The organism is Streptomyces buecherae (assembly GCF_014295035.1).
Lineage (GTDB): Bacteria > Actinomycetota > Actinomycetes > Streptomycetales > Streptomycetaceae > Streptomyces > Streptomyces youssoufiensis.
This window is the reverse complement of the sequence record NZ_CP060404.1, coordinates 49,592-67,716: the sequence shown is the minus strand read 5'-3', so window position 1 is coordinate 67,716 and position 18,125 is coordinate 49,592. Positions and strand designations below refer to the sequence as shown.

Genomic DNA, 18,125 nt, shown 5'->3' with positions numbered 1-18,125 from the left:
CGCCCGGCGTGCGGGCGACGCCGCCCCCAGAGGGGTCTTCACATGATCAGATTCACGCTTCGGCGCCTGCTGTCAGGGGCCGTCCTCCTGGTGGTCGTCACGTCCGCCTCCTTCTTCCTGGCCCACCTGGCCATCGGCGATCCCACCCCCGGCCTGCTCGGCGACAGTGCCACCCCCGCCCAGCGGGCGGCGCTGCGGGAGCAACTCGGCCTGGACCGCCCGCTCATGACGCAGTTCTGGGACTGGCTCTCGCACGCGGTGCGCGGCGACTTCGGGACCTCATGGCGCAACTTCCAACCCGTCTCGGACCAGATCGAACTGCGCGTGCCCGTCACCCTGTCGATCGTGGTCGCCGCCACGCTGCTCGCGGCCGTCGTCGGGCTCGTCGTCGGCGTGGCCACCGGGCTGAACCCCGGCGGCGTCCTGGCCCGCGTCCTCAAGCTCGCCTCGGTGGTCCTGTTCGCCCTCCCCGGCTTCTGGGTGAGCCTCATGCTCGTCATGGCCTTCGCGATCAAGCTCCAGTGGTTCCCCGCCGTCGGCTACGTGCCGCTGTCCCACTCCGGCACGCAGTGGCTGCGCTCCATCACCCTGCCCTCGATCGCCCTGGCGCTCGGCGCGATCGTGATGATCGCCGAACAGCTCCGCAACGGCTTCCAGGAGGTCAACAACCAGGACTTCGTCCGCACGCTGCGGGCCCGCGGACTCTCCGCCCGGCGCGTGACCGTGCATGTGCTGCGCAACGCCTCGCCCGCGGCGCTCACCGTGCTCGCGGTGATGTTCGTGGGACTGCTCGGCGGCGCCATCGTCGTCGAGATCATCTTCAACCTGCCGGGCATCGGCAGCCTCACCCAGTCGGCCTCCCAGATCGGCGACATCCCGGTCCTGCTCGGGCTGACCGTCGTGACGGTCGTGTTCGTCGTCCTCGTCAACTTCCTACTCGACCTCGTGCTCGGGTGGGTCAACCCGAAGGTGCGCGAGAAATGATCGACGCCGTAACCCCCGCAGAGGGGACCGCGCCCGCCCCGGCGGGGCGAGGACTGTGGTCCCGGTACCTGCGCCGCCCCGTCGGGGTCGCCGCGCTGGCGGTCTTCCTCCTGGTGGTCGTCGCCGGGCTGCTGGCCCCGCTGCTCGCCCCGCACGACCCCAACTTCGTCGACTTCGCCCTCACCCAGGCACCGCCCGACTCCAGCCACTGGATGGGCGGCGACTCGGCCGGCCGCGACATCCTCAGCCGACTGCTGTTCGGAGCGCGCACGACCCTGTACGGGGCGGCCGTCGCCTGTCTGACGGGGATCGCGCTCGGGGTGCCGGCCGGAGTGGCGGCCGGCTACTTCGGCGGCCTGACCGACCGGGTCTTCTCCTGGATCAGCGACGCCGTGCAGTCCGTACCCGGCATGATCGTGCTGCTCATCGTCGCCGCCGGCACGGGAGCGGACTTCACGGTGCTGATGGTGACGGTCGGCGCGTTCATGGCGCCGGGCTACTACCGCATCTCCCGCTCCAGGGCGCTGGCCGTGCGCAAGGAGCCCTACATCGACGCCGCCCGCGTCGCCGGGCTCACCCACGTCAAGATCCTCCACACCCACGTGCTGCGGGCCGTGCACGCGCCGGTGATCATCCAGTCCGCCCTCACCGCGGGCATCGCCATGGGCATGCAGACCGGCCTGCAGTTCCTCGGCATCGGCACCGCGTCGGAGGCCAACTGGGGCCAGATGATGAACGACGGGTTCCGCACCATGCTGACCCACCCGCTCATCCTGCTGTGGCCGTCGGCGGCGCTGGGCATCACGATCGCCGCCCTCGCCTTCATGGGCTCGACCCTGGCCGACCTGGTGAGCGTACGCGGCGAGCCGGCACCCCGCCGCCGGCGCTCCGCCGAGCAGGCGCCCGAGGAGGCCACCGACAGGACCGGCGCACTCGTGCACCCCGTCGAGGCCAGCGCGCTGCGCATCGACAACCTCCGGGTCAGCTACCGCACACCACACGGCGACAAGCGGGTCGTACGCGGCGTCTGCCTGGACGTCGCCCCCGGAGAGGTGCTGGGCATCGTCGGCGAGTCGGGCTCCGGCAAGTCGCAGACCGTCTTCTCCGCCCTCGACCTGCTCCCCGCCGACGGCCGGGCCACGGCCGACGGCATCTGGATCGGTGGCCAGCCGGTCGGCGACCTGTCACGGGCCGGCCGACACGCACTGCTCGGCACCCGGATCGGCTACGTGCCCCAGGAGCCGATGAGCAACCTCGACCCCTGCTACACCGTCGGCCACCAACTCATGGAACCCCTGCGGGCGGTACACAAGCTGACCAGGGCACAGGCCCGGGAGCGGGCCCGCGAGGTGCTGCTGCGGGTCGGCATCACCGACCCCGACCGCGTACTGGCCTGCCACCCGCACCAGATCTCCGGCGGCATGGCCCAGCGCGTCCTGATCGCGGGGGCCGTCGCCGGCAACCCCAGCCTGCTGGTCGCCGACGAACCCACCACGGCGCTCGACGTCACGGTCCAGGCCGAGGTGCTCGAACTCCTGCGCGAGCTGCAGCGGGAGTACGGGATGGCGCTCGTCATCGTCACCCACAACTTCGGCGTGGTCGCCGACATCTGCGACCGGGTCGCCGTCATGAAGGACGGCCGGGTCATCGAGACCGGCGCGGTCGAGCAGATCTTCGCCCACCCCGGCGACCCGTACACCGCGGAGCTCATCAAAGCCTCGCAGGACGACACCGAGAGCCGCGCCGAACTGGACGCGGCCTGGAACAAGGCCGGACGGACGGTGCGCGCATGAACACGGACACCAACGGCGACGCCCCGCTGCTCGACGTGGCCGACCTGGTCGTGGACTACCGACGCGGGCGCACCACCTTCCGCGCGCTCAAGGGTGTCTCCATGACGATCGCGCCCGGCGAGTGCGTGGGGTTGGTCGGCGAGAGCGGCTCGGGCAAGTCCACCCTCGGCAAGGCCATCCTGGGCCTGGCCGACGTCACCTCCGGCCGGATCACGTTCGCCGGCAGCGACATCACCCACGCCAAGGGAGCCGCCCGGCGCAAGCTCGCCGCCGACCTCCAGGTCGTCTTCCAGGACCCCTACGGCTCGCTGGACCCGACGCTGACCGTCGGACAGATCCTCGCCGAACCGCTCACGGCCTCGGGCACCAGCCGGGCCGCCGCGCGGACCGCGGTGGCCGAGATGCTCGACCACGTCCGACTGCCGGCCGACACCGTGACCCGCTACCCCAGCGAGTTCTCCGGCGGCCAGCGCCAGCGCATCGCCATCGCCCGCGCGCTGGTGCGCCGGCCGCGCCTGATCGTCTGCGACGAACCGGTCAGCGCCCTCGACCTGACCACCCAGGCCGCGGTGATCGACCTGTTCATCGACATCCAGCGCGAGACCGGCGTCTCCTACCTCTTCGTCTCGCACGACCTGGGCGTGGTGCGCCGCGTCTGCCACCGCGTCTCGGTGATGTACCAGGGAGAGTGCGTGGAGACCGGACCGAACGAGACGATCACCCGCAACCCCGGACACACCTACACCCAGCGGCTGCTGCTGGCCTCCCCGGTGGCCGATCCGGCCCGCCAGGCCGAGCGCCGGCGGAGCTGGCTCGGGCTTCGTACGGCGGCTGGATCGCCAGTACCGTAGGGACAACTATGCCGAAGATTATCGACCACGATCAGCGCCGGCGAGAGATCGTCGCCGTCGCGAAGAAGCTCATCATCCAGGGCGGCTTCGAGGCCGCGACCATGAGGAGCATCGTCGCTGAGGCGGGATTCGCCAACGGTGCGCTCAAGCGCTACTTCCCCAGCAAGGACAGCATCGTGGCCGCCACGTTCCAGAGCGTGCTCGCGGAGATGAACGAGCGGATCAACGACGGCGATCCCTCGCTCGACCCGAAGGAGGCGCTGCGGCACGACATCGAGGTGACGCTGCCGCTGGACACGTACCGCATCGACTCCGCCCGCGTGCTGCTCTCCCTGTGGGAGCACTCGGTGGCCAACGAGGAACTCGCCACCCTCTACCGCGAGCACCTCAGGGAGTGGCGCAGGCGGCTCGCGGTGCGGATCGCCGAGGCGCGCGACCGGGGCGAGTCACCCGAGGCGCCGACCGTGACCGCGCTGGCCGGCGAGGTCATCAGCATGTCCATCGGGGCCAACGTCACCTGCCTGATGTTCCCCAGCGGCGAGCTGATCCCCGAACACCGCGCCCATGTCGACCGGCTGATGCGCAACATCACCGACTGATCCACCTCCCGCGGGAGCGCTCGTGGAGCGCGCCCCAGGCCAAGAAAGGGATCTCCTATGGACGTGCGAGGCCGGCTCTTCATCGCGGGCGAGTGGACGGCCGCCGCCGACGGGGCGGAGTTCACCACCCTGGACCCCGCCACCGGATCGGTCATCGGAACCTGCGCCGAGGCGGCGGAGGCCGACGTGGACGCCGCCGTGGGGGCCGCGCGGCAGGCGCTGACGGACCCCGCGTGGGCCAGGCTGCCCGCCGCCGAACGCGCCAAACTGCTCTGGCGGGTCGCCGAGTTGATCGACCGCGACGCGACCCGGCTCGCGGAGTTGGAGACCCGCGACCAGGGCCAGCCACTGGGGGTGGCCCGTACCGTCAGCGTCGCGGGGGCCGCGGAGCACTTCCGCTACTACGCGGGCTGGGTCACCAAGATCGAGGGAGCGGTCAGCCCGGTCTCCTTCCCGGACACCACGCACTTCACGCGGCGCGAGCCGGTCGGGGTGTGCGCGCTGATCACCCCCTGGAACTTCCCGCTCATGATCGCCTCGTGGAAGATGGCACCCGCGCTGGCCTGCGGAAACACCGTGATTCTCAAGCCGGCCGAGCAGACGCCGCTGTCCAGCCTGCACCTGGCGCGGCTGTGCGAGGAGGCCGGCTTCCCGCCGGGCGTGGTGAACGTGCTCACCGGCGGCCCCGCGACGGGCCGGGCCCTGGTGGAGCACCCCCGGGTGGACAAGGTCTCCTTCACCGGCTCCACCGAGGTGGGCCAGGGCATCGTCCGGGCGTCGGCCAACGACCTCAAGCGGGTCACCCTGGAACTGGGCGGCAAGGCGCCCAGCATCATCGCCAGGGACGCCGACATCGACGCCGCCGTGCGGGGCAACGTCCAGGGCGCGCTGCTCAACAGCGGACAGGTCTGCGCCGCCTACGCGCGCTTCTACGTCGACCGGCGCCGGGCCGAGGAGTTCACCGAGAAGCTCGCGGCGGCCGTCGCCGCCCTGCGCCTGGGGCCCGGCCTGGCCCCGGAGACCGATCTTGGACCGCTGGTGAGCGACGAGCACCTGCGACGGGTGGACACCCTGGTCAAGGAGGGCGTGGCCGAGGGAGCCGAACTGGTCACCGGCGGGGCGCGCGCCGACGGCGACCTGGAGAGCGGCAACTTCTACCGGCCCACCGTCTTCGCCGGCGTACGCGACGAGATGGCCATCGCCCGCCAGGAGGTGTTCGGCCCCGTGCTGCCCGTGCTCAGCTACGAGGACGAGGACGAGTTGGCGGCGCGGGCCAACGACACCCGGTACGGGCTGGCGGCGGCGATCTGGACCAGGGACCTGTCCACGGCCCACCGGCTCGCCGCGGACATCCGCGCCGGCGCCGTGTTCGTCAACATGCCGCCGGTCCCCGACCCCGCGGCGCCCTGGGGCGGCTTCGGGGCCAGCGGGTGGGGGCGGGAGATGGGTTCCCAGGCGCTGGACGTGTTCACCGAGACCAAGGGCGTGTGGATGCACCACGGCTGATCCCACCAACCCGCCATCCCGCCAACCCGTCAGCCCCATGAGGAGAGTCAGATGAGTCAGCGCAAGACAGCCCACGACGACGTGCGGGCCGCGGTGGAGGCGTACGTGTCGGCGGTGCGCGCCGCCGACCCGAAGGCCGTGCGAGCCGCCTTCCGCGCGGACGCGCACATGTGGGGCTACCTCGGCGAGCAGTTCGTCTCCGCGCCGATCGAGGCGTTCAGCGAGGTCGTCGCGGCCGACGCGGACGCCCCCAGGTGGTCCCGCGACTACACGTACGGCATCCGCGCGGTGGAGGTCAGCGGCGACGTGGCGGTGGCCGTGCTCGACGAGTACGGCTACCAGGGCCACGACTTCACCAACCACTTCTCGCTGGTACGCCAGGACGGCGCGTGGCTGATCGCCAGCAAGACGTTCTTCCGCCGCGACCCGGAACGTTCCGACACGGCCGGGGCGGCGGGCGCCGGCGTCGAGCCCGGCGACCAGACGGCTGACTGAGTACGCCCCCACCGGCGCACGCGCATCGGCCCCGAGGCGACGCCTCGGGGCCGATGCGCGCGCGTGCCGCCGGTTCAGGCCAGGGTGACCGTCACGGGCAGGCGCTTGATGCCGTTGACGAAGTTGGACCGCACCCGCGGCACGTCGCCGGCCAGGCGCGCGTCGGCGAGGCGCGGGACGAGCTCCTCGAACAGGATGCGGATCTCGGTGCGGGCCAACTGGTTGCCCAGACACAGGTGCGGGCCGCCCTTGCCGAAGGTGAGGTGGTCGTTGTCCCGGCGGGCCACGTCGAAGGCGTACGGGTCGCCGAAGACCTCCTCGTCGCGGTTGCCGGAGGCGAACCACATGACGACCTTCTCGCCGGCCCGGACGCGCTTGCCGCCCAGCTCGGTGTCGCGGGTGGCGGTGCGGCGGAAGTGGTAGACGGGGGAGGCCCAGCGCAGGAACTCCTCGACCGCGGTGGGGATGAGGGAGGGGTCGTCGCGCAGCCGGGCGAGTTGCTCGGGGTGCTGGAGGAGCGCCAGCATCGCGTGGCTGATGGTGTGCCGGGTGGTCTCGTTGCCGGCGACGACCAGCAGCAGGAAGTAGTTGTCGAAGTCCCGGTCGGACAGCGGCACGCCGTCCCGGGGCACCTCGTTGACCAGCCGGGAGACCAGGTCGGTGCCCGCGCCACCGCGTCGCTGCCGCGCCAACTCCCTCCCGTAGGCGAAGACCTCGAGCGACGCGGGGGAGCGGAAGGGGAGGTCGCGGTACCGCTCGCTTTCCGCGCTGTCCAGGAGGACGTCGGCGTAGTCCGGGTCGGTGTGGCCGATGATGCGGTTGCCCCAGTCGATGAGCCGCTGGTTGTCCTCGGGCGGCACGTCGAGCAGGCGGGCGAGGACGTTGATGGGGAAGTCAGCCGACACCTCCTCGACGAAGTCGAAGGTGCCCCGGGCCAGGGCCGCGTCCAGGGTGGTGGCGGTCAGGCCGCGCAGGAAGTCGGCGTAGCCGCTGATGACGCGCGCGCCGAACTGGCGCTGGAGCAACCCGCGCAGGGCCCGGTGACGCAGGCCGTCGAGTTCGAGCAGCGAGGCGCGCCGCCTGATCTGGTCGTCGTCGACCTCCTCCAGGTTGACGAACCTGGAGGAGGTGAACGTCTCGGGGTCGCGGTCCACGCGGGCGATGTCGGCGTGCCGGGTCACCGCCCAGAAGCCGGAGTTCGGCGCGTCCTCGGGCTGCCAGTGGACAGGGTCCTGGTGGCGCAGGGTGTGGAACATCCGCCAGGGTGTGACGCCATCGGTGAACCGGTCCAGGTCGGCGAGGTTCACCTCGGCCAGGGGCATCGGTTCGCGCGCGGCGTCGGTGGTGGCGGGCGGGGGTGGCACGCGGCTCATGGCTGTCGCCTCCTCGGTGTCACAGGTGGTAGGCGTACTCGGTGAACTCCCAGTCGGTGACGTGCCGCTGGAAGCGGGTGACCTCGTCGCGCTTGTAGGCGAGGTAGGACGCGGTGAAGTCCTTGCCCAGCGTCTCGGTCAGCGCGGTGTCCGCCTCCAGCGCGTCGAGGGCGGCGGACAGGGTGGCCGGTAGTGGCTCGGCCCGCGCGGCGTCGTAGCCGTAACCCTCCAGCGGGGCCGGCGGCTCCTCGCGGGCCAGGATGCCGAGCAGGGCCGCGGCCAGGGTGGCGGCGATCAGGAGGTACGGGTTGGCGCTCGCGTCGCCGAGGCGCAGTTCGAGGCGGGAACCGGCGCCGCGCTCGGGTGGGACGCGCACCATGGCGCTGCGGTTGTCCAGGCCCCAGTCGATCAGCCAGGGCGCCAGGGTGTCGGGCCCGATCCGCTTGTAGGAGTTGACGGTCGGGTTGGCCAGGGCGCTGAGCGCCGGCGCGTGCGCGAGGACGCCCGCCAGCGCGTGCCGGGCGGTGGCCGAGAGGCCGTACGGTGCGGCGGGGTCCGCGAAGACGTTCGCGCCCTCCGCGTCCACGCAGGACAGGTGGAGGTGGAAGCCGGAGCCGCCGGCGTCGTTGAAGGGCTTGGCCATGAAGGTGGCCAGGCGACCCTCCTTGCGGGCCAGCTCCTTGATCGCGGACTTGAAGCGGAAGGCGCGGTCGGCGGCGCGCGCGGCGTCGCCGTGGGTCAGGTTGATCTCGAACTGGGAGCCGTCGTACTCGTGGTTGCCGCCGCTGACGCCGATGTCCAGGTCGCGCAGCAGGCGCAGGGTGCGCAGCAGGTGGTTGTCCCGGTCCGCGCGCAGCCCGGCCGTGTAGACGACGCCGTCGGCGTCGCTGTAGCGGCGCCAACCCTGTGGCCGGTCGGGCGCCTCGTCGCACAGGAAGTACTCCAACTCCGGTCCCACCACGGGCCGCAGGCCGTGTTCGGCGCACCGGTCGAGGACGGCGCGCAGCAGGTCGCGCGGTGACTCCGGCGCGGGCAGCCCGGTGGCCGGGTCGGTGACGTTGCCCAGGCAGGTGGCGACCCCGGGTTCCCAGGGCAGCGCCGTCAGGGTGTCCAGGTCGGGGGTGACGCGGATGTCCGGCAGGCCGGCGTCGAGGCCGCCGGCGACGTCGACCGTGTCCCCCTGTGGGCTGGTGTGGTAGACGGCGCGGCAGAAGGCCAGGCCGTGGTCGCAGGCCGAGGGGAGGTGGTCCAGGAGGACGTCCCGGGCCCGTTCGGTGCCGATGAGGTCGGGATAGGTCACCCGGACCACGTCGATGCCGGCGGCGGCCAACTGCTCCATGCGCCGGTGGACGGGTGAGGTGTCGGATGCGCTCACCGGTGTCTCCTCTGGGGAAGGGGGGCGCCTCCCAGCGCCGCGGGGCGCGCGGGGAAGGGCCGGGGGAGTGGGCCGGGGGGAGGGGGATGCCAGGGGCCGTGCCTCGTACCGCGGTGCGCGGGAGGCGCTGTTGTTTGACATCAAACGGTAGGCCGCCGGCCGCCGGCAAGGGGTTGGCGGCAGAAATTTATCCATCCGGATAGCTCTTGACCCCGGGGTGGCCGCTTCCTATCTTGTTTGAAGCCAAACGAGTTACGGTGCCCGCCGTCCCGCTGGCTGGGGCCCGACCTCCGCGGTCGGGCCCCTCATCTCCCCTCCGACGCCCCCTCACGTACCCGTACAGGAGGACTGGCCATGAAGGTCGTCGTCGACATGAGCAAGTGCCAGGACCACGGCCAGTGCGTCTTCGCCGCGCCCGAGGTCTTCCGCTTCGATGACGCCGGGCGCCTGACCCACCTGTCCAACCCCGACGACGCCCTGAGCGACGCGGTGGAGGAGGCGGCCGACGTGTGCCCGCTGCAGGCCATCCGGATCGAGCACTGAGCCGTGCGCGCCCCCATCGTCGTGGTCGGTGCGTCCCTGGCCGGCCTGCGCGCCGCCGAGCAACTGCGCGCCGCGGGTTGGGAGGGGCCGATCACCCTCGTCGGGGACGAGCCCCACCCGCCGTACAACCGACCGCCGTTGTCCAAGGCGTTCCTCGCCGGCACGGCGTCCTCGGCCTCCCTCACCCTGCGACCGCGCCCCAGCGTGGCCGACGCGACCTGGCTGCTGGGCACTCGGGCCGTCCGAGCCGACCTCGACCGCCGCACCGTCGACCTGGTCGACGGCCGCACCCTGCCCTACCGCGCGCTGGTCATCGCGACCGGCACGCGCCCACGCCGGCTGACCTGCCCCGGTCCCTCGGTCGGCCGACACACCCTGCGCACCCTCGGCGACGCGCGGCGGCTGCGCGCCGCACTGGCCGAGCCGGGCGCGCGCGTCGTCGTGGTGGGGGCCGGCTTCATCGGCTGCGAGGTTGCCGCCACCGTCAGCGCGCTCGGCGCGGCCGACGTCACGGTCGTCGACCCGCTGCCACTGCCCCTGCTCGGCCCCCTGGGTGAGTCGCTCGCTACGGAGCTACGCGTCCGCCACGAACGGCGCGGCGTGCGCTTCGCCCTCGGCAGACACGTGACCGGCTTCGCCGGCCGAGACCGCGTCACCGGCGTACGCCTGGACGACGGCCGGACGCTGGCCGCGGACGTGGTGGTGGAGTCGGTGGGCTCGCTCGCCAACACCGAGTGGCTGGCCGGCAACGGGCTCGACCTGACCGACGGCGTACTCACCGACGCCCACCTGCGCGTCGGCGGGCGACCCGACGTGGTCGCCGTCGGCGACGTCGCCCGCTTCCCCGGCCTGCGTTACGACGGCGTGCCCCGCCGCGTCGAGCACTGGTCGATCCCCACCGACACCGCCAAGCACGCCGCCAGGGTGCTCACCGCCCACCTCGCCGGAGCCGGAGCCGGAGCCGACACCAAAGCCGGAACCGGAGCCGACTTCGGGGCGGGCGTCGGCGGCGAGCTGGCGCCCTTCGCGCCGCTGCCGACCTTCTGGAGCGACCAGCACGACTTCCGGTTGCAGTCCTTCGGCGCCCCGGCCCTCGGCACGGCGGACGCCAGGGTCCTGTACGGCGAGCCCGGCGCGGACGTCGTCGTCGGCTACCACCGCGAGGGCCGCCTGGTCGGCGTGGTCGCCCTCGGGGGCCGGGCGGCCGTGGCGGCCGCCGCCCGGCACCGCGCCGACCTCCTCCAGCAGTCCCCGACCACCTAGCCCCATGGAGAGCCAAGTGACCGTGACCAGGGTGCGTGGATACTTCCACCCCAAGACCGCGACGGGCGACGCGTCGCTGATCCCCCCGCCGCCGTGGCGCTACTCGGGCGACCTGCTGACCGTCGAGTACCGCACCGACCCCGCCCGGGTGCGCGAACTGCTGCCCCAGCCGCTGGAGCTCGCCGACGAGGACCCCGGCGCGGTGGCGCTGATCTGGGCCGACTGGCAGTCCTGCGCCGCCTCGGGGCGGGAGTTGCTCGACCCGGTGCTCGCCCAGTACAAGGAGGCGTTCGCCGTCGTCCGCTGCAAGTACGGCGAGCGGACCTACACCCGCTGCGTCTACATCTGGGTCGACAAGGACTTCGCCATCGCCCGGGGGCTGCACCAGGGTTACCCGAAGAAGCTCGGCTCCATCCACCAGACCCGCCCCCACCCCTACGGGCCCGCCCCGCGGATCGAGGCCGGCGCCCGGTTCGGCGCCACCCTGGCCGCCGCGGACCGGCGCCTGGCCCAGGCCGTCGTCACCCTGCGCGAACCCTCCCCGACGAACGGGTTCGTCAACGGCCACCCCATGGCCCACCACCGCTGGCTGCCCTCCATCGAGAAGGGCGGCGGCCTGGCCCTGGACGAGTTGGTCGAGTCCGGCGCCGCCGCCGTCGAGGGCGGGCAGCCCTGGGTGGGGGAGGCCGAGCTGGAACTGTTCGACGCGCCCACGGAGGAACTGGCCCGCCTGGAGATCCACGAGCCGATCGCCGCCTACTACCAGCAGGTCGGGGTGGTCTGGGACGGCGGCCGACTCCTGGCATCCCACACCTCGGGCGCCCAGTGACCGCGCCCCGCCCCACCCACGCCCTGACCGTCAGGAGCCACAGGCCATGAGCGAACACCGCACCACCGTCGCCGGGGTCGCCGTCGACACCCGGCACTGGATCGGCGGCCAGCGGGTCGCCTCCCCGCGGACCTTCACCGACGCCTCACCCATCGACGGCGCCCCCATCGGGGAGATCTCCCGGGGCACCGCCGCCGAGGCCCGCGCGGCCGTGGCCGCCGCCAAGGCCGCCTTCCCCGGCTGGGCCGCCACCCCGCGCGCCGAACGCGCCCGCCTCCTGCACGCCGTCGCCGACGGCGTGGAGAAGCGCACCGAAGAGTTGGCCAACGTCGAAACCGTGGACAACGGCGCGCTGCTGCGCTCCCACCGGCGCGGCGTCATGCCGCGCGTCGCCCACAACTTCCGCTTCTTCGCGGACTGGCTGCTCACCCTGGAGCACGAGGACTTCGCCACCCGAGGCCACACCAACCACGTCACCTGGGACCCGGCGGGCCCGTGCGTGCTGATCACCCCCTGGAACGCGCCGCTGATGCTGGCGACCTGGAAGGTCGCCCCGGCCCTGGCCGCCGGCAACACGGTCGTGCTCAAGCCCGCCGAATGGTCGCCGCTGACCGCCTCGCTGCTCGCCGACATCGCCGCCGAGGCCGGCCTGCCGGCGGGCGTGCTCAACGTCGTACAGGGCTACGGCTCGGAGGTCGGCGACGCCCTGACCAGCCACCCGGACGTGCGCCGCATCAGCTTCACGGGCTCCGTGCCCACCGCCCAGCACATCGCCGCCTCGGCAGCCGCGAACCTCACCCCGCTCAGCCTCGAACTCGGCGGCAAGTCACCGCTGCTGGTCTTCGCCGACGCGGACCTGGACCTGGCCGTCGATCTCGCCGTCGAGCAGTACGACAACGCCGGCCAGGTGTGCCTGGCCGCCACCCGCCTCCTGGTGGAGGAGGCCGTGGCCGAGGAGTTCACCCGCCGCTTCGTCGCCAAGGCGTCCCGGTTGCGGCAGGGCGACCCACGGGAGGAGTCCACCGACATCGGGCCCACCATCCACCCCCGCCAGGTGGCCAAGATCGACGGCTTCGTACGGCGGGCCCTGGCGGCCGGCGCCCGCGCCGTCATCGGCGGGCACCCGGGCGAGGGCCAGTACTACGCGCCCACGCTGCTGACCGACGTGCGACAGGACTCCGAGATCGTGCAGGAGGAGGTCTTCGGCCCGGTCCTGACCCTGCAGACCTTCACCAGCGAGGACGAGGCCGTCCACCTGGCCAACGACACCCGCTTCGGCCTGGCCGCCACGCTGGCCACCGGCGACCCCGAGCGCGCCGAACGCGTCACCGCCCGCCTGGTCGCCGGCACCGTCTGGGTCAACTGCTTCTTCGTCCGCGACCTCAAGGCACCCTTCGGCGGCTCCCGCCACTCCGGCCTTGGCCGCGAGGGTGGCACCTGGAGCTTCGACTTCTACTGCGACCTCAAGAACACGGTCACCGCGCCGAAGGGTTGGAAGGACCATGGGTGAGATCGTCGGGGCGGGCCTGCTCGCCCATGTGCCCACCATCGTGCTCCCCCGGGAGACCCGACTCGAACTCAACGAGGGTAAGGAGGTCACCCTCGTCACCGGGCTCCAGCAGCTCCGCCGGGACGTCTTCGAGCGGGACGACTACGACACCGTCCTGGTGTTGGACTCGCACTGGGCCACCACCGTCGAGTTCGTGGTGGCCGCCCAGCACCGTCGGGCCGGCCTGTTCACCTCCGAGGAGCTGCCGCGCGGCATGTGCCGGATGCCGTACGACTTCCCCGGTGACCCCGAACTCGCCCACCACGTCGCCTCGTTCGCCGACAAGCACGGCACCTGGATCACCCCGATCGAGGACGTGCACCTGCCGATCTACTACGCCACGATCAACCTGTGGAAGTTCCTCGGCGAAAGGCTGCCCCACAAGCGCTGGCTGTCCATCGGCGTGTGCCAGACCGGCGACATGGAGGACCACCTGCGCCTCGGCCGCGCGGTGGCCGACGGCATCGCCGCGACCCCGGGCCGACGCGTCCTGCTGATCGCCTCCGGCGCCCTCTCCCACACCTTCTGGCCGCTGCGCGAACTACGCGACCACGAGGCCAGCGACCCGGTACACATCTTCTCGCCGCGGGCGCGGGCGGCCGACCTGGAGCGCATCGACTGGCTCAGTCAGGGCCGCCACGACCGGGTCATCGACACCATGGACGCGTTCTGGCAGGTCAAGCCGGAGGCGAAGTTCTTCCACTACCTGATGATGGCCGGCGCCCTCGGCGAGCGGGCGTGCACCGCCAGGGGACGCCAGTACGGCGAGTACGAGAACTCGGTGGGCACCGGACAGGTGCACCTCTGGTTCGACCGCCCCGCCGACGGCTGGACCGGCACCGGCCAACCCGCCTCGCCCGCCGCACCCCGCCCCGCCTAGAAAGGCCCCCCGCCATGCCCGAGTACCGCCGCATCCTCCTCGACGGCGCAGCCGTGCAGGCCGTCCGCGACGGCGACGAACTGATCGCCGGCGACGGCCGCCGCGTCAGCGTCGAGGACGCCCACCACCTCCCGCCGGTCACCCCCTCCAAGGTGATCGCGGTCCACCTCAACCACCGCAGCCGGGTGGAGGAGTTCCAACTCGACCTGCCCGACACCCCCACGTACTTCCACAAGCCCACCTCGGCGCTCAACAGCCACCGGGGCGCGGTCGTCCGGCCCGAGGGTTGCACCTGGCTCAACTACGAGGGCGAGGTCGCCATCGTCATCGGGAAGACCGCCCGCAACATCGCTCCGGCGCAGGCCGGCGACCACATCGCCGGCTACACCGTGGCCAACGACTACGGCCTGCACGACTTCCGGGACACCGACGCGGGCTCCATGCTGCGGGTGAAGGGTTCGGACACCCTGTGCCCGCTCGGCCCCGGCCTGGTCACCGACTGGGACTTCCACGACAAGCGGCTGCGGACCCGGGTCAACGGACAGGTCGTCCAGGACGGCTCCACCGACGAGATGACCTGGGACATGCACTACCTCGTCGCCGACATCGCCCGCACCATCACCCTGTACCCCGGCGACGTGCTGCTCTCCGGCACCCCGGCCAACTCCCGGCCGGTGCGTCCCGGCGACGTCGTCGAGGTGGAGGTCGAGGGACTCGGCTGCCTCACCAACCACATCGTCACCGGCCCCACGGCCGTCCGCACCGACGTGGGGGCCCAGCCGACCGAGTCCGAGGAGGTGCGCTCCACCGCGCTCGGCGGGGACTGGGAGTTCCGTGGCATCAGGCCGCCGCGGCGCTGACCGGCCGGCCGCCGGTAGGGTCGGTGCCATGAGCGACCCCGTCCGACCCGCCGACGCGTGCGGCTCCCGCAAGCGCGTGACGAACTACGGGACGGGCCGGACCGCCCTGCTGGACGCGGCCGTACGCGTGGTGGCGCGCGGCGGTCTGCGCAAGCTGACGTATCGGGCCGTCGCCGAGGAGGCCGGCGTCACCCACGGGCTCGTCGTCCACCACTTCGGCTCCCGCGACGCGCTCATCGAGGAGTCCGTCAACCACGCCATCCGCTCCTCGCTCCGCGTCAACGCCCTCAACACCGGCACCGGCACGGCGCGGGACTTCGCCGCCGACCTCGGGGCGATGGTGGCCTCGGGACCGGACGTCCAGGCGTTCCAGTACGAACTGCTGCTGGAGGCCAGGCGACGGCCGGAACTGATGCCCCAGTTGCGCGCCCTGTACGAGGAGTACTTCGACGCCGCCCAGCGCGAACTCTCCCGAGCCCTGGCCCGCCCGGTGGAGCGGGGGCTGTCTCGACTGGTCTTCGCCGCGCTCGAAGGGCTCGTGCTCCACCAACTCGTCTTCGGCGAGCGAGAGGTCACCGAAGAGGCGCTGACGGAGCTTCGAGCGCTGCTGGCCAGGCTGAGCGACGAGGACACCGACCAGCCAGCCGAAGGCTGACCCACCCGGCCACGGCCAACCCTGCACACCACGCGTCCCCCGGCCACCCGGCCGGGTGCCTGTACCCGACGCCGCCGCACCGGCCCGCTCCACACCGCCACCCACACCCGTACCACCCACACCCGTACCACCCACACCCGTACCACCCACACCCGTACCACCCACACCCGAACCACCCAGGCACCCGGCCCCGCCCGCGCACGCCACAGGCCAGGCCGGCGCGCGCCGTACGCACCGGCCTGCCGTCCGCCCAAGCCGGCGCCCGCCCAAGCCATCAGCCTCCCGACGCACGGCCCGCCCCCTTCCCGCGCACTCTCCACGAAACGAGGACCCACGGTGGATGCCACCCACGACGACTGGATACGCCGCGCGCAGACGCTCGACCTGCCAGGGACGCACCACATCGACGGCTCCCCGCACGCGGGAGGCGGCACGTTCACCGTGGTGTCGCCGCGGGACGGCCGGCCGCTGGCCGACGTGGCCGACGGGGGAGCGGCCGAGGTGGACCTGGCCGTCGCCGCCGCCCGCCGGGCCTTCGACAGCGGCCCGTGGCCACGGCTCGCCCCGGCCGAACGCGGCCGGCTCCTGTCGCGCGTCGCCGACCTCATCGAGGCCGAGCGGGCTGACCTCGCCCTCACCGTGAGCCTGGAGATGGGCAAGCCCATCACCGACGCGTACGACATCGAACTACGCGCCCTGATCAACACCTTCCGTTGGTACGGCCAACTGGCCGACAAGCTCACCGACGAGTCCCCGCACACCGCCCCCGACGCCCTCGCCCTCGTCACCCGTGAGCCGGCCGGCGTCGTGGGGGCCGTCGTGCCGTGGAACTTCCCCCTCACGCTCGCCGGCTGGAAGGTCGCCCCGGCCCTCGCCGCCGGCTGCACGGTCGTCCTCAAGCCTGCGGAGAACTCACCCCTGTCCGCCCTGCGGCTTGCCAGGGTGGCCAGCGCGGCCGGCCTGCCGCCCGGCGTCCTGAACGTGGTCGGCGGCAGCGGCCCGGTCGCCGGACGCGCCCTCGGCCTCCACCCCGACGTCGACGTCCTCGCCTTCACCGGCTCCACCGCCGTGGGCCGCCACTTCCTGCGCTACGCCGCCGACTCCAACCTCAAGCGCGTCTGGCTCGAACTGGGCGGCAAGTCACCCAACATCATCCTCCCCGACGCTCCTGACCTCGAGCAGGCCGCGGCCACCGCCGCCTGGGGCATCTTCTTCAACCAGGGTGAGATGTGCACCGCCCCCTCCCGGCTGCTCGTCCACTCCTCCATCGCCGAACGTGTCACCCAGGCCGTCATCGACCGGGCCCGCGCCCTGCGCGTCGGCGACCCGCTCGACCCCGCCACCGCGATGGGCCCGCTGGTCAGCGGCGACCACCTGGACCGGGTGCTGGGCCACGTCCACGCGGCCATCGACACCGGCGCCCGGCTGCGTACCGGTGGCGAGCGCGTCCTGACCCAGACCGGGGGCACCTACCTCCAACCCACCGTCTTCGACCGCGTGGCCCCGGACTCCGCACTGGCGCGCGACGAGGTCTTCGGACCCGTGCTGTCCGTCTTCACCTTCGAGGACCTCGACGAGGCGGTGGCCCTGGCCAACGCCACCGACTACGGGCTGGCCGCCGGCGTGTGGACCGCCAACCTGTCCACGGCCCACCAGGTCTCGCGCGCCCTGCGCGCCGGCACCGTCTGGGTCAACTGCTACGAGGAGGGTGACCTCACGGTGCCCTTCGGCGGCATGAAGCAGTCCGGCAACGGACGCGACAAGTCCGCCCACGCGCTGGAGAAGTACACCGAACTCAAGACCACCTGGATCCAGTGGTGACCCGCGCCCGCGACGGCCGCCGCGCTCACCGGCCCCTGATCGCCGTCCCGGCCCGCTTCGCCGCCACCACCTCCGCGCTGCGCTACGCCGCCGAGGTCAACGCCCGGGCGCTGGTCGAGGCGGTGTGGCGGGCGGGCGGCGAACCCGCCACCATCCACCCGCACGCTCCCGCCGGCGTCTGCGACCCGGCCGAGACCGCCGCCCGCCTCACCCGCTTCGACGGCGTGCTCCTCCCCGGCGGCGGCGACCTCTCACCGCACCGCTACGGAGCCGACGAGGCACACGAGGCGGTGTACGACGTGGACCACGAACAGGACGCCTTCGACCTCGAAGCAGCCCGCCAGACAAGGGAGTTGGGCCTGCCGCTGTTGGCCGTCTGTCGCGGTCTGCAGGTCGTCAACACGGCGTTGGGCGGCACCCTCCACCAGGACATGGGGGGACCGGGCCGAGAACACCGGCACATGCGTCACCCCGTTTCCCTCACCCCGGGGTCCGCCGTCGCGCTCGTCACCGGGGCCACCACCGTCGACGCGTCCTGCTTCCACCACCAGCACGTCGATCGGCTGGGCGAGGGCCTGACCGCCACCGCGCGCGCCGCCGACAGCACGATCGAGGCCGTCGAGGCGACCGGGGGAGGCGGCTGGTTCCTGGCCGTGCAGTGGCACCCCGAGGACACCGCCCGCACCGACCCGGCCCAGCAACGCCTGTTCGACGCGCTCGTGCGCGCCGCGTCCGCGTACCGCTGAGCC

Annotated in this window: 17 protein-coding genes; 15 read left to right on the top strand and 2 right to left on the bottom strand. The window is 72.6% G+C overall.

Annotated elements, in window-relative coordinates:
* Positions 1-42: 42 nt before the first annotated feature.
* The 6 genes from H7H31_RS00290 to H7H31_RS00265 are packed head-to-tail and all read left to right on the top strand — an operon-like array spanning position 43 to position 6,228.
* The gene (locus tag H7H31_RS00290; protein ID WP_187062746.1) at positions 43-984 is read left to right on the top strand and encodes an ABC transporter permease; all 942 of its coding nucleotides are present in this window, start codon (positions 43-45) and stop codon (positions 982-984) included.
* Entirely contained in the window at positions 981-2,777 is a 1,797-nt protein-coding gene (locus tag H7H31_RS00285; RefSeq protein WP_187062745.1) for a dipeptide/oligopeptide/nickel ABC transporter permease/ATP-binding protein, read from the top strand. The genes H7H31_RS00290 and H7H31_RS00285 overlap by 4 nt, the downstream gene beginning before the upstream one ends.
* Positions 2,774-3,628 carry an ATP-binding cassette domain-containing protein gene (locus tag H7H31_RS00280; RefSeq protein ID WP_187062744.1) on the top strand — a complete coding sequence of 285 codons (855 nt, stop codon included), beginning with the start codon at positions 2,774-2,776 and terminating at the stop codon, positions 3,626-3,628. The genes H7H31_RS00285 and H7H31_RS00280 overlap by 4 nt, the downstream gene beginning before the upstream one ends.
* Before the next feature lie 8 nt (positions 3,629-3,636).
* Positions 3,637-4,227, top strand: coding sequence for a TetR/AcrR family transcriptional regulator (locus tag H7H31_RS00275; protein WP_176165725.1), 591 nt, complete (start codon positions 3,637-3,639; stop codon positions 4,225-4,227).
* A 57-nt stretch (positions 4,228-4,284) separates the two neighbouring features.
* Entirely contained in the window at positions 4,285-5,733 is a 1,449-nt protein-coding gene (locus H7H31_RS00270) for an aldehyde dehydrogenase family protein (protein WP_187062743.1), read from the top strand.
* 51 nt (positions 5,734-5,784) lie between these two features.
* Positions 5,785-6,228, top strand: a complete 444-nt coding sequence (locus H7H31_RS00265; protein WP_187062742.1) for a nuclear transport factor 2 family protein — start codon at positions 5,785-5,787, stop codon at positions 6,226-6,228.
* 74 nt (positions 6,229-6,302) lie between these two features.
* On the opposite strand, the gene H7H31_RS00260 is transcribed toward H7H31_RS00265, so the two are convergent.
* Both H7H31_RS00260 and H7H31_RS00255 read right to left on the bottom strand, forming a co-directional pair.
* Positions 6,303-7,601: a cytochrome P450 gene (locus H7H31_RS00260; RefSeq protein WP_187062741.1), complete on the bottom strand. Its 1,299-nt coding sequence runs from the start codon at positions 7,599-7,601 to the stop codon at positions 6,303-6,305.
* 19 nt (positions 7,602-7,620) lie between these two features.
* Positions 7,621-8,976, bottom strand: coding sequence for a glutamine synthetase family protein (locus H7H31_RS00255; protein WP_187062740.1), 1,356 nt, complete (start codon positions 8,974-8,976; stop codon positions 7,621-7,623).
* Between the two features lie 354 nt (positions 8,977-9,330).
* Here H7H31_RS00255 and H7H31_RS00250 point away from each other — a divergent pair, with 354 nt between their 5' ends.
* From H7H31_RS00250 to H7H31_RS00210, 9 genes are all read left to right on the top strand, one after another.
* Positions 9,331-9,519 (top strand): ferredoxin, encoded by a 189-nt coding sequence (locus tag H7H31_RS00250; RefSeq protein ID WP_187059704.1) that lies wholly within the window; start codon positions 9,331-9,333, stop codon positions 9,517-9,519.
* A gap of 3 nt (positions 9,520-9,522) precedes the next feature.
* Positions 9,523-10,782, top strand: coding sequence for an NAD(P)/FAD-dependent oxidoreductase (locus tag H7H31_RS00245; protein ID WP_187059703.1), 1,260 nt, complete (start codon positions 9,523-9,525; stop codon positions 10,780-10,782).
* Positions 10,783-10,804: 22 nt separating this feature from the next.
* Positions 10,805-11,611, top strand: a complete 807-nt coding sequence (locus H7H31_RS00240) for an acetoacetate decarboxylase family protein (protein ID WP_187118201.1) — start codon at positions 10,805-10,807, stop codon at positions 11,609-11,611.
* Positions 11,612-11,657: 46 nt separating this feature from the next.
* Positions 11,658-13,121, top strand: coding sequence for an aldehyde dehydrogenase (locus H7H31_RS00235; RefSeq protein WP_187061527.1), 1,464 nt, complete (start codon positions 11,658-11,660; stop codon positions 13,119-13,121).
* The gene (locus tag H7H31_RS00230; RefSeq protein ID WP_187061526.1) at positions 13,114-14,040 is read left to right on the top strand and encodes a 3,4-dihydroxyphenylacetate 2,3-dioxygenase; all 927 of its coding nucleotides are present in this window, start codon (positions 13,114-13,116) and stop codon (positions 14,038-14,040) included. Before H7H31_RS00235 ends, H7H31_RS00230 begins: the two co-directional genes overlap by 8 nt.
* Positions 14,041-14,054: 14 nt before the next feature.
* Positions 14,055-14,900 (top strand): fumarylacetoacetate hydrolase family protein, encoded by an 846-nt coding sequence (locus H7H31_RS00225; RefSeq protein ID WP_187061525.1) that lies wholly within the window; start codon positions 14,055-14,057, stop codon positions 14,898-14,900.
* Positions 14,901-14,928: 28 nt separating this feature from the next.
* The gene (locus H7H31_RS00220; RefSeq protein WP_187061524.1) at positions 14,929-15,555 is read left to right on the top strand and encodes a TetR/AcrR family transcriptional regulator; all 627 of its coding nucleotides are present in this window, start codon (positions 14,929-14,931) and stop codon (positions 15,553-15,555) included.
* 336 nt (positions 15,556-15,891) lie between these two features.
* Entirely contained in the window at positions 15,892-17,376 is a 1,485-nt protein-coding gene (locus H7H31_RS00215) for an aldehyde dehydrogenase (RefSeq protein ID WP_187061523.1), read from the top strand.
* On the top strand, positions 17,373-18,122 hold the full coding sequence (locus H7H31_RS00210; protein ID WP_187061522.1) for a gamma-glutamyl-gamma-aminobutyrate hydrolase family protein: 750 nt from the start codon (positions 17,373-17,375) through the stop codon (positions 18,120-18,122). The genes H7H31_RS00215 and H7H31_RS00210 overlap by 4 nt, the downstream gene beginning before the upstream one ends.
* Positions 18,123-18,125 lie beyond the last annotated feature (3 nt).

What these genes read in the sequence shown, in the direction of transcription:
- H7H31_RS00290 (WP_187062746.1), top strand. Translation starts at nt 43, where the DNA reads ATGATCAGATTCACGCTTCGGCGCCTGCTGTCAGGGGCCGTCCTCCTG.
- H7H31_RS00285 (WP_187062745.1), top strand. Translation starts at nt 981, where the DNA reads ATGATCGACGCCGTAACCCCCGCAGAGGGGACCGCGCCCGCCCCGGCG.
- H7H31_RS00280 (WP_187062744.1), top strand. Translation starts at nt 2,774, where the DNA reads ATGAACACGGACACCAACGGCGACGCCCCGCTGCTCGACGTGGCCGAC.
- H7H31_RS00275 (WP_176165725.1), top strand. Translation starts at nt 3,637, where the DNA reads ATGCCGAAGATTATCGACCACGATCAGCGCCGGCGAGAGATCGTCGCC.
- H7H31_RS00270 (WP_187062743.1), top strand. Translation starts at nt 4,285, where the DNA reads ATGGACGTGCGAGGCCGGCTCTTCATCGCGGGCGAGTGGACGGCCGCC.
- H7H31_RS00265 (WP_187062742.1), top strand. Translation starts at nt 5,785, where the DNA reads ATGAGTCAGCGCAAGACAGCCCACGACGACGTGCGGGCCGCGGTGGAG.
- H7H31_RS00260 (WP_187062741.1), bottom strand. Translation starts at nt 7,601, where the DNA reads ATGAGCCGCGTGCCACCCCCGCCCGCCACCACCGACGCCGCGCGCGAA.
- H7H31_RS00250 (WP_187059704.1), top strand. Translation starts at nt 9,331, where the DNA reads ATGAAGGTCGTCGTCGACATGAGCAAGTGCCAGGACCACGGCCAGTGC.
- H7H31_RS00235 (WP_187061527.1), top strand. Translation starts at nt 11,658, where the DNA reads ATGAGCGAACACCGCACCACCGTCGCCGGGGTCGCCGTCGACACCCGG.
- H7H31_RS00230 (WP_187061526.1), top strand. Translation starts at nt 13,114, where the DNA reads ATGGGTGAGATCGTCGGGGCGGGCCTGCTCGCCCATGTGCCCACCATC.
- H7H31_RS00225 (WP_187061525.1), top strand. Translation starts at nt 14,055, where the DNA reads ATGCCCGAGTACCGCCGCATCCTCCTCGACGGCGCAGCCGTGCAGGCC.
- H7H31_RS00220 (WP_187061524.1), top strand. Translation starts at nt 14,929, where the DNA reads ATGAGCGACCCCGTCCGACCCGCCGACGCGTGCGGCTCCCGCAAGCGC.